Origin of the sequence: Streptococcus mitis (genome assembly GCF_003943905.1) — a bacterium.
Classification (GTDB): Bacteria; Bacillota; Bacilli; order Lactobacillales; family Streptococcaceae; genus Streptococcus; species Streptococcus mitis_BC.
In genome coordinates, this window is record NZ_RJNS01000005.1 from 1 (window position 1) to 14,352 (window position 14,352).

Below are 14,352 nucleotides of genomic sequence, written 5' to 3' on the forward strand. Positions count from 1 at the left end.
GTTTTCAAAGGTCTTTGTCACTCAATCTCTCTCAAGCGACAACTATATTAGTATATCACAGCTGTTGACCTATGTCAACACTTTTTTGAAACTTTTTTTACTTTTTTCGTCCCTGCGATACACACATAGTCCGTACGGGATTCGAACCCGTGTTACCGCCGTGAAAAGGCGGTGTCTTAACCCCTTGACCAACGGACCTTGAGTTTTTCAACTCTTTCTATTATACCTACTTTTTTACCTTTGTCAAGAACTTTTTTTCATCCTATACAACAAATGCTTCGCAGATAATAGAAAAGAGCCAGTTTAACTGACTCTCTATTTGACTTGCCAATTAGTCGCACGTTCCTCTCCCCACCAATATGGGATCAACTCGGCAACTTTGATTGTTTTTCTTGTTTCGTAATCCATCATGAACTCCGCATCTTTATTTTCAGCATTCAGTTCTAAGAGGAATTCTCTGCATGCGCCACAGGGCATACCTGATCCTTCGCCATAGGGTGGCTTATCTCGAAAGGCGAGGATTTTCTTAACCTTAGTTTGTCCTGAAAATTGGTACATATTGAAGAGAGCTGTTCGTTCTGCACAGAGATGAAAAACGCCACAAGTGCCCTCTATACAAAATCCTGTGAATATTTGACCATCTTCTGCTTCTACCGCAGCAACGACATGGTTAGCATAGACAAAGTCAGAAACTTCGTGGGGATTGTATAAGGTTCGTGCTTCTTCATACATCTTTTCCCAGATATCCATTGGCAGTCCTTCTTATTTAGAAATCTCTTTGAGCATGTTTTCGATATGCTGAATTGACTTTTCACGTCCGAGCAAGAAAATAGTGTCTGGCAATTCTGGTCCATGCATTTCACCTGATACAGCAATTCGAATAGGCATGAAGAGATTTTTCCCTTTAATACCTGTTTCTTTTTGGACTGCTTTGATTTGTGGGAAGATGTTTTCTGCCACAAATTCCTCATCTGTCATTGCTTCTAGTTTCGCTTTGAAGGCTTCTAGAACAACAGGAACGGTTTCTCCTGCCATGACCTCGCGCTCAGCATCTGTCAGCTCTGGGAAATCTGCAAAGAAAAGATCTGTCAGTGGAACAATCTCGTCTACTGATTTCATTTGTGGTTTGTAGAGTTCCACCATTTTTTCAGACTTGTCAGTCAAACGCCCTGCTTCTTCTAAGTAAGGTTTAGCCATTTCAAAGATAGTAGCTAGATCGGCTCTCTTGATGTAGTCGTTGCTCATCCAGTCTAGTTTCTTCTGATCAAATGCAGCTGGTGACTTGCTGAGACGATTTTCATCAAAGAGTTTAATCAATTCCTCACGAGAGAAAATTTCATCTTCGCCACCTGGATTCCAACCAAGAAGGGCGATAAAGTTAAAGACTGCTTCTGGCAAATAGCCTTTTTTACGGTAGTCTTCTATAAACTGAAGGGTATTGGTGTCACGTTTAGACAATTTTTTACCCGTTTCAGAGTTGATGATCAAAGTCATGTGACCAAACTCTGGTGCTTCCCAACCAAGCGCTTCATAGACCATGAGTTGTTTTGGAGTATTAGCAATATGGTCATCACCGCGGATAACGTGAGAGATTTGCATATCGTGGTCATCGATCACAACGGCAAAATTGTATGTTGGGTAACCATCTTTCTTTTGGATAACCCAGTCACCACCGATGTTGCCACCTTCAAACTCGATATCACCTTTGACCATATCATGCCATTTGTAGATACCAGACTCGTTAACAGCCAAACGAACAGTTGGGATGATACCAGCTGCTTCACGTTCTGCGACGTAAGCTGCTTTTTCTTCTTCGCTCATGCCAAGATATTCATTGATGTAACGTGGTGTTTCGCCAGCTGCTTCTTGGCGTTCGCGCTCAGCTGCCAACTCTTCTTCTGTAACGTAAGATTTGTAGGCTTTTCCTTCGGCTAGCAATTGGTCGATGTATTTTTGATAGAGTTCCAAACGCTCTGATTGGCGATAGTTTTCATGAGTTTCTGGACTTTCATCCCAGTCAATCCCCAACCAGCGAAGATTTTCAAGCTGTGAACGTTCCCCATCTTCGACATGGCGTTTACGGTCAGTATCTTCGATACGAATGATAAAAGTTCCACCATGATGGCGTGCGTAAAGGTAGTTAAACAATGCTGTACGGGCATTTCCGATGTGTAGTAGTCCTGTTGGACTTGGTGCGTAGCGTACGCGGATATCTTTTGACATAGTTTCTCCTATAAAGTCTCTAGGCGTCTGCCTTTTTGCTTTCTATATTATATCACAAGTCTCGCCTGAGTCCAATGTCTACGAATAAAGAGAGTAAAAAAGAGTGGACAAGCCACTCTTTTCTTTTATTATAGACGTGCGTTAAGCTCTTTGCTCAATTCTTCAAATCCTGGTTTTCCAAGAAGGGCAAACATGTTGCGTTTGTAAGCTTCAACACCTGGTTGGTCAAATGGGTTGATGGCATTCAAGTAACCTGAAAGGGCGATAGCCAATTCGAAGAAGTAGATAGTGTATCCAAGAGTGAAGGCATCTTGCTCAGGAAGAGTTACGTACATGTTTGGTACGTCACCGTCAGTGTGGGCAAGAAGAACACCGTCAGTTGCTTTTTTGTTAACGAAGTCAACGTCTTTTCCCTGAAGGTAACCAAGTCCATCAAGATCTTCTTCCAAAGTAGGGATAATCACGTTCTTACGTGGTTTGTCAACACGGACAACTGTTTCAAACATGATACGAGTTCCTTCTTGGATAAATTGACCCAATGAGTGTAGGTCTGTTGAGAAATTAGCTGAAGTTGGGTAAATCCCTTTTTGGTCTTTTCCTTCTGTTCAGGCACCCCTTGTGGATGCATCTGCTGGAAATTCCCTTGCACTGACTGGCTAGTTTGATTGACTTGCCAATCAACCACTGCGTCATCTATTTTTTCTAATTTAGACCCAGAAGCCTGGACTTTTGGTCCAGGCTCTGAATCAATTTTTTAGACTTTTATTTTTCTAAATTGCTTGATTTGAAATTTTATTATGGTTAAGCAGTTTCAAAAATCTGAATGGTAGAATCTTTATCAATTACTACCGCTTGATCTGCTACAACATGGAGTGTACCAGGAAGGCTCCCCTCTTTTGAACCATCAAAAGAAATCGTGATATGTCCCAGTCCAGTTAAATTTTTTTCTACTACATTTCCTACGGAACTAATCGAATATTCCTGATTATCTACCACCAGCTTGCCACCTTCTAGTATTGAACCTAGCAGATTTTTGTTATCAATCTTAAAACAATACTCTGATAAATCTTCTGGTGCTTCTTCTCCAAATAAAATGAGCATATTGGCATCTTGAATCATATTCTGAGCTTCAGACCCTACTTGAATTACTTTAGTTTCAAAAATTTTCTTCATCTGATTTCTATTCATACTTTCTCTAATTTGTCATAAACTTAGGCTTATAGATAAGTTTAACATAATAGTTCTCTGTTTTCAGGCATCTATCAAAGGTCTACTGATAAAGACCAATACTAGCTATCCAAGCAACTAGCACCCGCGGAACACCATTGAGAAAGCGTGAATAAAGTACCGAAGGGACACCAACCTCAACTGTTTCAGCCTTGGCTTCAGATAGGCCGAGTGCTACAGGAATGAAATCACAACCGTTTTGAGTGTTGATAGCAAATAAAGCTGGCAGAGCCATTTGGGGCGGAATAGTCCCTTTTCCGATTTCGACTCCAATTAAAGTTCCAATAATCTGACTAATAACAGCTCCGGGACCTAACAAAGGAGATAGGAATGGTAAGGAACAGATAAAGCCAATTAAAACGAGTCCCCAGATGTTCCCCGCTAGGGGAACCATTAATTTTGCCAGCCAATTTCCAACACCAGATCCTTGAATAACCCCAATCAGCAAGGAAACAAAGGCCATGAAAGGAATTATTGTATTGAGCATTGTTTGGATGGCTTCACGAGCAGCCTGGTTGAAAGTTGCAACGACCTTACCAGCCCCCATCCCAATTCGTGCTACAATACTTGTTTCAGCTTTTTGCTCTGTAATTTTTTTACTAGTATCGTAAGTTGGCTTTTCAGTTACCACAGTTGTCGCTTTTTCGTCTTCATTAGCAGCAGAAATTTGATTAAGGCCAACTGCTGACACATAGATTTCCTCGGTTATATATTGAGCTAGAGGCCCACTTTTCCCTGTAGCAACAATATTTATTGTAGGGATTCCCTTTTTAGGATAAATACCACAGCGAAGAGTACCGCCACAATCCACGATTGCTAAAGCAATTTCCTCATCTGGGATAGAAGTTTTAAACCCATTAACAGCTTCCATACCGGTCAAATCAGCAATTTTATCTACAATATCTGGCTTTTCTCCGCCGCCAGTAATATAGATGAATTTATGCTTAGCTTCACTAGGTGTAATGACCAAAGGTCCTCCGAAACCGCCATTTCCTTTAACAACTTTTATACTCTTATATGACATAATTTCACTCTTTCTATAAATCAAATGTTTTACTCAAGGTAACACCTTGCTGTTTTGCTACATAAGCAGTTGTAAAATCGGTTACCCAACCACCTACAAAGTTCATGACAAGCCCAACAAGCATGTAACGAATGGCTAAGTCCATTTGACTTAAACCTAAAGTTTGAATTCCTGTCGCAATTCCCATCCATACAAATAATTCCCCAGGATTGATATGTGGAAATACACCATTTGAAGTATGGCAAAACTGCATCTGAGCTGCTACAAAACTAGGTTTATAATATTCTGGTAAGAAACGTCCCATACTGATTGCCATCGGATTTCCCAGCATAAAAGCTGAAATGAAAGGTAAAATCATATACCGGCTAACAGGATTTTTGGCAGAAATCTTAGCCAAGGAATTGACCTTCTCTTCTCCCAAGAAAGCGATAAGGGTATTCATTGCAATCAATAGCATCAAGACAAGAGGTACAATATTTGTCATCCAGCTAATAAAGGTTTCTCCACCTAATTGGAAGAGTTTCATAAAACTCTCTGCAAATTTTGTAATGTGATTCATAAGGAACTCCTTTTCTTATTTTTTTTAAATAACTGTTTAATAGATAATTGTAAGTAATTCGCATAAAAGCCGAATCCCAGAAAAGAATCAGATGAACTTGTCTCTTTCTCAATACCTGCCTCATGCCAAAGATAGACTTTTCTAGCATCTTCTATGGCTGATTGCATCAACTTATTTTCTTTTCTCACAAGAGGATTATACTTGTCAAAATAATGGATGTCTTCTCCAACATAATCGTCCATATTTTGAAAACGCGCTAAGATTGTGACTCCTTGCATTTTGCTAGCTTTAAGAACCCGACCGTTTTCATCAACCGCGAACATGACAATCGTACCGGATTTTATTCTTCCGGACTTTCTGCCAATCGCTACGCGCCCCAGTTTTCGGAGCATCGTATAGGTCTTATTGAAGTCTTTGAGTTGCTGCCAGCCGAGGAACATTTGAAATATATAAGCTGCCATGACAAATACAGCGAAAATTATTAGCGAATTCATTAAAATACTCCTTTGCTCTTAGAAAATGATAGAAACTCTGTCTCTGTTTCTACAGCCCTCAATGCTTCTTTTAGAGAAGGCTCTCCTGCAATTCGAAAAATGTCGTCATACAATTCCAGCAATTCACTTTCCATTTTTCTTTCAATTTCTGAGGGTATGGCGACTAGAAAGATAAATTCAATCCATTCATCTCCTTTTTGATAAGGCTCTTCTAGTTTTCCAAACATTAAAATAGTCTTTGCATAACCCTGGTTAATTGTATGGGGGAAGGCAATTCCTCCACCAAAAATGGTTGATTGCTTTTTCTCCCTATCAATTATCCGATTTCTAAAACCTTCATCAATCATCTGAAGTTTCTCTAACTCTGAAATCATATTTAGCAAGTATTGCTGATAGGTTTTTTGGGGGCTCAACCGAAGAAAACGTAAGCTGACTGTTTCTAGATTTTTTTGATGAAAAGCATTGGCCCTCTGCCATTCTTCCTGCAGCCATTGATCATCAAAAAGATGATTAACTTGAATGACTGGAGATTTAGAATCTTTATATTTTAGAGGAACTGTCGTAAAAATCGCGAAATAGTCCTGATTTAAATCCACATTAAAATCCTCTTCAGAATACTGAGTAATGTCTACATCATTTCCAAGGACTCGTCTGAGTTGCTGAATAATCATCGCAGCAGTTCCTCTTCCTGTTGTGCAAACTACAGCTATCTGCTTGCGATAACCCTTAACAGCAGAATTTTGCTTTCTTAAAATCATTTCAAAATACAAAGCCAGATATCCGATTTCAGATAATTCCATTTCAGAACCAAAAATTGCAGATAGTTCTTCTCCAGCTATTTTTGCCATTTCAAAAGCAAAAGGATATTGAGTTTGAACCTCGCCATGAAATATATCATTAGCTTGCACATGGAAAATCAGTCGATTGATTAAGGGGCCTAGATGAGATTTGATTTCTTCAAATAATTCTTCATCATCAAAGTGAACCAACATTGTTTCTTTGACTTTCTTGACAATCCCTTGAAAAATATTTGCAAGCTGTTCAGATTGATAAGATGTCTTGCTTAAAGTGTCAATAAAACGGACATTAAACGGAAAACACAAAAAGTCTATCTCAAACTGACTGAGAGAAATCTTATAAGTCATCTCAATATGATAGATTAATTTCTCAGCTAAAGGTGTCTCTGTTAAATCATTCCTATAGTAAGGAATAGGACAATTCAACACTCTAGATGTATGAATACGCTCCACCATAATTGAAATGGTCTTTCGAAGGAGTTCCTGTGTTTCTTTAGGGATTTTATAGTCCTGGACTAGCGTCTCCAGAAAAGAAGATGTTGCCTCAGTGAGTGTCCTTCCTTCAAAGTAAGGAGCCACTTGGTGAATATAGAGCAAGCGCAAATTCAGCTCGCTCCCCAAGACCTCCAGCCCACGGTTGGGCTTTCCTGAAATAGTGATAGAGTAACTCTCTGCCAAAGATTTTACTTGTTTTAAATCCTTATTAAGGGTACTTCTACTAACACCTACTTCCTCAGCCAAGTCGTCAATAAGAAGAGGGGAGGTTGACTCAATTAAACGTTTTAGCAAATAGGCAATTCTTTTACTGGAAGAATTGAAGTCACTCTCCTGTTTTAAACTACCAGATAAAATCCTTTCCAACTCTGTATAGTCATACACTTCTAACATTAACTGATCATCTTGTGCGATAATCTGGATATTAGGAGCCAAAACATCATTTAATTGTTGGATACTCTTTTGCAAGGTTTGCAAGCTAATATCCAGTTCTGAGCGCATATCTACCAAGGAATAAGTTGGCTGTGAGACCATTTTTTCTAAAATGTTATACCATCGATTTACTAAGGTCAACTCTCTTCCTCACCTTCATTTTTTTAACCGCGAGTTTTCCCTCCAGCAATATTTGTAGTGACTCCAGTTATATAGCTAGAACGATCTGAAATATAGAATGCTACAAGATCAGCTACTTCCCGTAGTTTACCACTTCGTCCCAAAGGAGTTGTTGAAGTTGAAGCATAACCAGCTCGAATATCTTCTACCGTCTTTCCACGGGTATAAGCAAGAGCTTCCTCATAAGAAAGAGTTCGAAGCCCCGTAGCTTCCATAATTCCTGGAGCAATTCCAACCACACGTACACCATGCTTACCCAGCTCTTTCGCCCATGAACGAGTGTAACTATAGACTGCTGCTTTTGTTGCAGCATAGGCACTTTGTCCTTCAGAACCTTCCAAACCTGCTTCTGAAGCCATGTTCACAATTACACCTTTTCTATTTTTCACTAAAATACGTCCTACTGCCTGACTAACCAAATACAAACCTTTTTGATTAATCATTGTTACTTTTTCAAACGTTTCATCGTCTAACTCGTAAGGACCTTTAGGATTTTCTGCATCAATTAATAATCTGGGAACATTAATCCCTGCATTATTGACTACCGCATCAATATTGCCAAATCTTTCAACTATTTTGGCAACACCCTCTTCTACTTCAGAGCGAGAAGTTACATCAACTTTTACAAATAATAGATTCGGGTGACGCAAATCGTTGTCGCTAAGATCAAAATTCGCTACATTGACTCCTAATTCCAGCAATTCTTCAACGATTGCCTTACCGATCCCAGATGACGCGCCAGTCACAAGAACTGTTTTGCCTTTTATGTTTAACCAATCATTCATTTTGATACCTCTCAAATTTTATTTACAAGGCAATTATACAGCGCTTTCATAAAAGAATTAAGACACTCTTTTTTACACTTTTAAAAAAAATAATAAACTAATTAAGAGGCTTGTACTAAAAATCCACAAGAAATGAACTTGTGGATCTTTTTATATTCTAAATGAACTCAAAGCATATGAGAATCAAAGGCGTGCATTCAACTCAGCACCCAGCTCTTCAAAGCCTGGTTTCCCAAGAAGAGCAAACATGTTTTTCTTATAAGCTTCAACTCCAGGCTGGTCAAATGGATTGATACCATTCAGGTAGCCAGAAAGAGCAATAGCCAACTCAAAGAAGTAAATAGTGTAGCCCAAAGTGAACTCATCTTGCTCAGGCAGTGTCACAAACATATTTGGAACTCCACCATCAGTGTGTGCTAACAGCACTCCATCTGTAGCTTTTTTATTGACAAAGTCAACATCTTTTCCTTGCAAGTAGCCAAGACCGTCCAAGTCTTCTGCCAATTCAGGAATCAGCACATTTTTGCGAGGTTTATCTACACGGATAACTGTTTCAAAGAGGATACGGGTACCTTCCTGGATAAATTGTCCCAGAGAGTGCAAGTCTGTTGAGAAGTTAGCTGAAGTTGGATAAATCCCTTTTTGGTCTTTCCCTTCTGACTCACCAGCCAGTTGCTTCCACCACTCAGAGAAGTATTGCAGAGATGGTTCATAGTTAGCTAGAACTTCTGTCAGATAACCTTTACGGTACAAGATATTGCGTACAACTGCATATTGATATGCTTCATTTTCAGCCAACTTATCAGAAGCATAAGCCTTGCGAGCAGCATTTGCTCCTTCCATTAACTTGCTGATATCAGCTCCTGCAGCTGCGATTGGCAAGAGCCCCACTGCTGTCAATACTGTAAAACGACCACCTACACTATCAGGCACTACAAAAGTATCCCAGCCATTAGCATCTGCTTCAACCTTAACTGCACCTTTAGCGCGGTCTGTAGTTGCGTAGATACGTTGGTTAGCTTCTTCTTGACCGTACTTCTTAACCAAGAGTTCTTTGAAGACACGGAAAGCAATAGCCGGTTCAGTTGTTGTACCTGATTTAGAAATCACGTTTACTGAGAAATCTTTGTCTGATACATAGTCTACCAAATCAGCCAAATAGCTTGAAGAGATAGAGTTTCCAGCATAGAGGATCTGAGGTGCCTTGCGTTCTTCCTTTCTTTGCAAGTTTACAAATGAATTATTCAAGAAATCAATAGCTGCACGAGCTCCTAAATAGGAACCACCAATACCGATTACGATCAATACCTCACTATCAGATTGGATTTTAGCAGCAGCCTTTTGAATACGAGCAAATTCATCTTTGTCATATTCTTCAGGTAAGTTCAACCAGCCAGTCATTTCTGCCCCAGGACCTGTACCATTTCGCAGAGCAGAATCTGCTGCAGTCACTTGAGGCTGCATATAATCTAGTTCATGTGGTGCAACAAATTTATCTAATACTTTTGAATAATCAAATTTAATATGTGACATAATATTCCTCCAAAATTTCTTCTCTTCTATCATAACCCTTACCTTAGATTTTTTCAAGTTTTTATACTGAATTTTTCCAAATTTTATCATAATTTAAACATTTGCGTAAAAAATGTTACAATATTAAAATTTGAACGAAATAAGACAAAAAAACGACTAGGTTTCCAGTCGTTATAATTCATTCAATAAATACTCAAATAATTCTAAGTTGCCATCTTCTTCATTGACCAAAAATTCTGGATGCCACTGGAGACCAATAATACGGTGCTCATCAATAGATTCGATTGCTTCAACAGTTTGATCACGTGGATCCACAGCCGTCACGCGGAAATTGGGTGCCAAGTCTTTAATACTCTGACGATGTACTGAGTTAACCTGACTTTCTTTACCAAATAATTTAGACACTACACTGCCATCCACTGTCTCAATAGAATGTGAAGTCCCAAAAGGTAGACCTTGCCAATGACCTTCAATATCCTGATTGAGTGTCCCACCAAAAGCAACGTTGACAAGCTGAACGCCACGGCAAATGGCTAAGATTGGTTTGTTCTGACGCAAGGCTTCTTGTAGAAGAGCTAGCTCAAACTCGTCGCGAGCTAGGTTATAGTCGTCGCTATCAATTGTTTTTTCCTCACCATAAAACTGAGGATGAACATTTTGTCCCCCAGTCAAGATGAGCTTATCAATCATTTCTACATAGTCATGGACAAGTGTCTCATCACCAACCGGAATGACCAAAGGAAGTCCGCCAACCTGACGAATACTTTCAGCAAATTTACAGGATACAGATGAGTGGATGTTTTTTCCTTCTGCGTCTACAGGACATAGGTTTGCCGCTACTCCAACAACTGTTCTTACCATTACTGACTTCCTTTCGTTCTCCATTGATAATCTTATCTTATCACCCTTACCCACTCCTGTCTAATATGTATTTTTTAAGTCCGTGATAAAATTTTTTTATCAGAAAAAGTTGCCCAAAATTAGGACAACTTTTTTGCTTATTCAAAGACAAATTGATTATGGTACAGTTCGGAGTAAAAGCCTCCAAGCTTGAGTAATTCGTGATGATTTCCTTGTTCGATAACCTCACCATCCTTAAGGACAATAATCTGATCGGCATTGAGGATGGTCTTCAAACGATGGGCAATGACAAAACTGGTTCGACCTGCTACTACTGCTTCCATAGCATGTTGAATCTTGCTTTCTGTTACGGTATCGACATTGGAAGTCGCTTCATCTAAGATTAGGACTTGAGGATCTGTCATCAATGTCCGAGCGATGGAAATCAATTGTTTCTGCCCAGTCGAGAAGATATTTTGCTCATCATCAATAAGGGTATCATACTTGTCAGGCAAGCTTTCGATATAGTCATGAATATGAGTTGCCTTGGCAGCTGCTTCGACCATTTCCTGACTGGCATCTGGCACACCAAAGCGGATATTGTCTCGGATCGTTCCACTAAACAAGACCGAATCCTGCAAGACAATCCCGACCTTGCTCCGCAGGCTGTCCAAGTCGTAGTCACGGATGTCTTTGCCATCAAAGCAAATGCTGCCTGCATCCACATCGTAGAAACGATTGATGAGGTTCATGATGGTCGTTTTCCCTGAGCCAGTCGGACCGACAACTGCTATCATCTGCCCCTTAGGAGCTGAAATGCTAACATCTTTTAAAATCGGCTTGTCTGGCACATAAGAGAAATCAATGTGACTGATTTCAACGCCTTCTCGCAATTCCGTAAAGGCAGGCGCATTTTGCGGACGAATCTCTTCTTCTGCATCGAACATTTCTTGGATACGATCTGCCCCAGTAAAGGCCAACTGGAGGCTCCCCCAACTCGCAGCCACCTGGATAATCGGCTGGTAGTACTGCTGAGAAAATTGGGTAAACATGACAATCAAACCTAGGGCTGTCGTTGTTTCGATACTTGGATCGTTCAGCAAGACAGCCGAACCTGCAAAAATGACGATGGCCGTATTGACCAAGCTCATCCCATTCATAACAGGAAAGAGGATGCCTGAGAACATTCTCCCTTTAAAGGTTGCCTTGCGCACGCGCTCATTTTGCTCCACAAAGCCTGCTACGATGTCGTCTTGAATTCCTTGTACGATAACAGCTTTCTGCCCTGAAATACTTTCGTCCATGTAGGCGTTGAGTTTCCCTACCTCTTTTTGCTGGAGATTAGTGTACTTGCGGGCCATTTTCACGATGAAAACCAACATGAGAAAGGCTACTGGAGTACTGGCTACTGTTATCAGGGCGAGCGTCACATTTCTTGAAAACATGACAAAAATCAAACCGATGTAAAGAGCAATATTGCTCATAACCTGAACTAGGCTTTCATTGAAGGCTTGAAGGATGTTGTCCAAGTCACTCGTGAAGCGAGAAAGGATATCGCCATCCTGATGGCGGTCAAAGAAAGAAACCGTCAAACGAGAGAGTTTGCCAAAGAGGCCCTTACGCATCTCATTTGTTGACTCAGCAATCACACGGGTCATCAAGGTCATGTAAATCAAACTGGATACCACTAAGGCGAGGACAACTAGAGCTAGATTCAGCATCAGAGCTGACAAACTCTGCCAGGCTAGTTCGGAAGTTCCATTTTGATAAGCCAGAACTAGGTTAGCGAGCTCTGTCACTGCTTGACCTGAAAAAACTGGAAAGAGGGCTTGGGCAATCGTCGCAACTGCAACCATCAGAACCACAATGACAAAGGAGAACTTGTAAACTTTAAAATAATTCCAGAAAAATCGAACAGTTTTCATTTTATTCCTCCTTTCCCTTTTGTGTTTCGTAGATTTCGCGGTAGATGGCATTGTTAGCTACCAAGTCTGCATGCCGTCCTTCTCCAATCAATCGCCCTTGGTCCAAGACCAAAATCTTGTCCGCATGGACGACTGAACTGATCTTTTGAGCGATGATAATCGTTGTTGTCCCTTTCAGGTCTTTGTTCAAAGCCTCCTGAACGAGTCTTTCTGACTTAGCATCCAAGGCCGAAGTCGAATCGTCAAAAATCAGGATACGGGGATTGCTGACAATCCCACGGGCAATCGACATCCGTTGTTTTTGTCCACCAGAAAAGTTGGTGCCACGTTCTTCGACCTGACTCTCAAATTTGTTTTCCATGCGTCCAATAAATTCACTGGCTTGGGCGATACGCGCCGCACGTTCAAGCTCGGATACGCTGGCATTTCCTTTTCCTTGACGGAGATTATCTGCAATAGTCCCACTAAAGAGAATGGCTCTTTGCAAGACGATGGAGACCGTTTTACGCAAGGTTCCCTCGCTGACATCTCGAATGTCCTTACCACCAATCTTGATAGAGCCCTCCTGTGGATCAAAAAGTCGTGGAATTAGCTGGGCAAGGGTGGACTTACCTGCCCCAGTCGCCCCCACCACACCGACCATCTGACCTGGTGCAACTTCAAAGCTTACATTCTTAAGCATGGGCTCTTCATCAGTAGGATAAGTGAAGGTCACATTTTCAAAAGAGAGACTTCCTTCTAGATCCTCATCTGGAAGATCCTTAAAAGTCATCGCTGGCTCGGTATCTAGAACCTCACGGATACGCATCATCGAAATCATAGCCCGACTGACAGAATTCCCTAAAAATCCAACCATGACGATTGTAAAGATAATCTGACTGAGATAGTTAACAAAGGAAGCAATAGAACCAACGACTGACGGATCCGACTGAGCCATTCCCGCAACCAACCAGATGGAGAGGAAAACCGCTCCGTACCCAATGAGCATCATAAAAGGTTCCACTACTGAAAAGGCATAACCAATATAAATATTTTGTCCCAGAAGCTCATCTGAGACCTCAGTAAACTTGTCAAATTGCTCTTTTTCCTGCACAAAGGATTTGACCACACGCACACCACGTAGATTTTCCTTGGCGATGGCATTAATTCGTTCAAGAAGAGTTTGAAACTTGGCGAAGCGCGGCCCCATCATCCCCATCATGATACCTGTAAGCGCAAAAATCAGCACTACCATAAGGACAATTACCCACCAAAGTGAAGGCAGGGTATGAACCGCTAAGATAAAGGAACCAATAAAAAGCAAAGGAAGACGGAAAAGGATTTGGAAAACCATCATCACCATGTTCTGAATTTGGTTGATATCATTGGTCATGCGGACAACCAGATTCCCAGCATTAAACCGCTCAATGTTGGCATAAGAAAAGGTTTGGATCTTACGAAAAGCATCTTCCCGAAGATCCGAAGATACTCCCTGAGCGATATAGGCTGCAAGAATAACATTGACACCACCCGCAACCAGACCCACGAGGGCTACTCCTATCAACCATGCCCCAATACTATAAATAGCCTCATGTCGGCCAGCCAGTAGAGCATCTAAAACCTCCTGCAAATAGCGAGGTTGCAAGAGCGAGCTCGCAACCATCAAGCCTGTCATCACAAAGGATGCCAAGGCTTGCCATTTATAGGCTTTAATTTTTTCAATCAGCATACTTCCTCCTAATCAGATAGACAAAAGGGAGTGACGAAATTCGCCAGCTCCTCTCATTCTTTCATGTTGATGCTATTCTAGCAAAAAAGAGGAATCTTGTCAAAGGCGTTTTCTTATTATAAAATAGTGC

The 14,352-nt window shown here is 40.8% G+C and carries 12 protein-coding genes, 1 tRNA gene and 1 pseudogene; all 14 read right to left on the reverse strand.

All coding sequences use genetic code 11. The features are described 5' to 3' along the window. Positions 1–126: 126 nt before the first annotated feature. The 14 genes and pseudogenes from D8854_RS08130 to D8854_RS08195 all read right to left on the reverse strand — a co-directional run bounded on the left by D8854_RS08130 (position 127) and on the right by D8854_RS08195 (position 14,222). A tRNA-Glu gene (locus tag D8854_RS08130) sits at positions 127–198 on the reverse strand. A 117-nt stretch (positions 199–315) separates the two neighbouring features. Then, entirely contained in the window at positions 316–750 is a 435-nt protein-coding gene (locus tag D8854_RS08135) for a cytidine deaminase family protein (RefSeq protein WP_000355932.1), read from the reverse strand. Between the two features lie 12 nt (positions 751–762). Continuing rightward, positions 763–2,223 (reverse strand): glutamate--tRNA ligase, encoded by a 1,461-nt coding sequence (gene gltX / locus D8854_RS08140; protein WP_125450476.1) that lies wholly within the window; start codon positions 2,221–2,223, stop codon positions 763–765. 128 nt (positions 2,224–2,351) lie between these two features. After that, positions 2,352–2,828 (reverse strand): annotated as a pseudogene (pgi, locus tag D8854_RS08145) (glucose-6-phosphate isomerase); the annotation flags it as partial. 196 nt (positions 2,829–3,024) lie between these two features. Beyond that, positions 3,025–3,396 carry a PTS glucitol/sorbitol transporter subunit IIA gene (locus D8854_RS08150; protein ID WP_033585537.1) on the reverse strand — a complete coding sequence of 124 codons (372 nt, stop codon included), beginning with the start codon at positions 3,394–3,396 and terminating at the stop codon, positions 3,025–3,027. Between the two features lie 97 nt (positions 3,397–3,493). Continuing rightward, positions 3,494–4,474, reverse strand: coding sequence for a PTS glucitol/sorbitol transporter subunit IIB (locus D8854_RS08155; protein ID WP_000120696.1), 981 nt, complete (start codon positions 4,472–4,474; stop codon positions 3,494–3,496). 13 nt (positions 4,475–4,487) lie between these two features. Further along, positions 4,488–5,033, reverse strand: a complete 546-nt coding sequence (locus D8854_RS08160) for a PTS glucitol/sorbitol transporter subunit IIC (protein ID WP_049490108.1) — start codon at positions 5,031–5,033, stop codon at positions 4,488–4,490. Next, a complete protein-coding gene (locus tag D8854_RS08165) occupies positions 5,030–5,527 on the reverse strand; it encodes a transcriptional regulator GutM (RefSeq protein ID WP_002893984.1) in 498 nt (165 codons plus the stop codon). The genes D8854_RS08160 and D8854_RS08165 overlap by 4 nt, the downstream gene beginning before the upstream one ends. Then, positions 5,527–7,353: a BglG family transcription antiterminator gene (locus tag D8854_RS08170; protein WP_080976170.1), complete on the reverse strand. Its 1,827-nt coding sequence runs from the start codon at positions 7,351–7,353 to the stop codon at positions 5,527–5,529. The genes D8854_RS08165 and D8854_RS08170 overlap by 1 nt, the downstream gene beginning before the upstream one ends. 62 nt (positions 7,354–7,415) lie before the next feature. Then, entirely contained in the window at positions 7,416–8,216 is an 801-nt protein-coding gene (locus D8854_RS08175; protein ID WP_001000838.1) for an SDR family oxidoreductase, read from the reverse strand. A 183-nt stretch (positions 8,217–8,399) separates the two neighbouring features. Beyond that, a complete protein-coding gene (locus tag D8854_RS08180) occupies positions 8,400–9,749 on the reverse strand; it encodes a glucose-6-phosphate isomerase (RefSeq protein WP_000018239.1) in 1,350 nt (449 codons plus the stop codon). 171 nt (positions 9,750–9,920) lie between these two features. After that, positions 9,921–10,610 (reverse strand): gamma-glutamyl-gamma-aminobutyrate hydrolase family protein, encoded by a 690-nt coding sequence (locus D8854_RS08185; protein ID WP_049529724.1) that lies wholly within the window; start codon positions 10,608–10,610, stop codon positions 9,921–9,923. Between the two features lie 137 nt (positions 10,611–10,747). Then, positions 10,748–12,514, reverse strand: coding sequence for an ABC transporter ATP-binding protein (locus D8854_RS08190; protein ID WP_125450477.1), 1,767 nt, complete (start codon positions 12,512–12,514; stop codon positions 10,748–10,750). A gap of 1 nt (position 12,515) precedes the next feature. Then, the gene (locus tag D8854_RS08195; RefSeq protein ID WP_125450478.1) at positions 12,516–14,222 is read right to left on the reverse strand and encodes an ABC transporter ATP-binding protein; all 1,707 of its coding nucleotides are present in this window, start codon (positions 14,220–14,222) and stop codon (positions 12,516–12,518) included. Positions 14,223–14,352 lie beyond the last annotated feature (130 nt).

Excerpts from the sequence above, each read along its gene's own strand:
- D8854_RS08135 (WP_000355932.1), bottom strand. The coding sequence starts at position 750 with ATGGATATCTGGGAAAAGATGTATGAAGAAGCACGAACCTTATACAAT.
- gltX (WP_125450476.1), bottom strand. The coding sequence starts at position 2,223 with ATGTCAAAAGATATCCGCGTACGCTACGCACCAAGTCCAACAGGACTA.
- D8854_RS08150 (WP_033585537.1), bottom strand. The coding sequence starts at position 3,396 with ATGAAGAAAATTTTTGAAACTAAAGTAATTCAAGTAGGGTCTGAAGCT.
- D8854_RS08155 (WP_000120696.1), bottom strand. The coding sequence starts at position 4,474 with ATGTCATATAAGAGTATAAAAGTTGTTAAAGGAAATGGCGGTTTCGGA.
- D8854_RS08160 (WP_049490108.1), bottom strand. The coding sequence starts at position 5,033 with ATGAATCACATTACAAAATTTGCAGAGAGTTTTATGAAACTCTTCCAA.
- D8854_RS08165 (WP_002893984.1), bottom strand. The coding sequence starts at position 5,527 with ATGAATTCGCTAATAATTTTCGCTGTATTTGTCATGGCAGCTTATATA.
- D8854_RS08170 (WP_080976170.1), bottom strand. The coding sequence starts at position 7,353 with ATGGTCTCACAGCCAACTTATTCCTTGGTAGATATGCGCTCAGAACTG.
- D8854_RS08175 (WP_001000838.1), bottom strand. The coding sequence starts at position 8,216 with ATGAATGATTGGTTAAACATAAAAGGCAAAACAGTTCTTGTGACTGGC.
- D8854_RS08180 (WP_000018239.1), bottom strand. The coding sequence starts at position 9,749 with ATGTCACATATTAAATTTGATTATTCAAAAGTATTAGATAAATTTGTT.
- D8854_RS08185 (WP_049529724.1), bottom strand. The coding sequence starts at position 10,610 with ATGGTAAGAACAGTTGTTGGAGTAGCGGCAAACCTATGTCCTGTAGAC.
- D8854_RS08190 (WP_125450477.1), bottom strand. The coding sequence starts at position 12,514 with ATGAAAACTGTTCGATTTTTCTGGAATTATTTTAAAGTTTACAAGTTC.
- D8854_RS08195 (WP_125450478.1), bottom strand. The coding sequence starts at position 14,222 with ATGCTGATTGAAAAAATTAAAGCCTATAAATGGCAAGCCTTGGCATCC.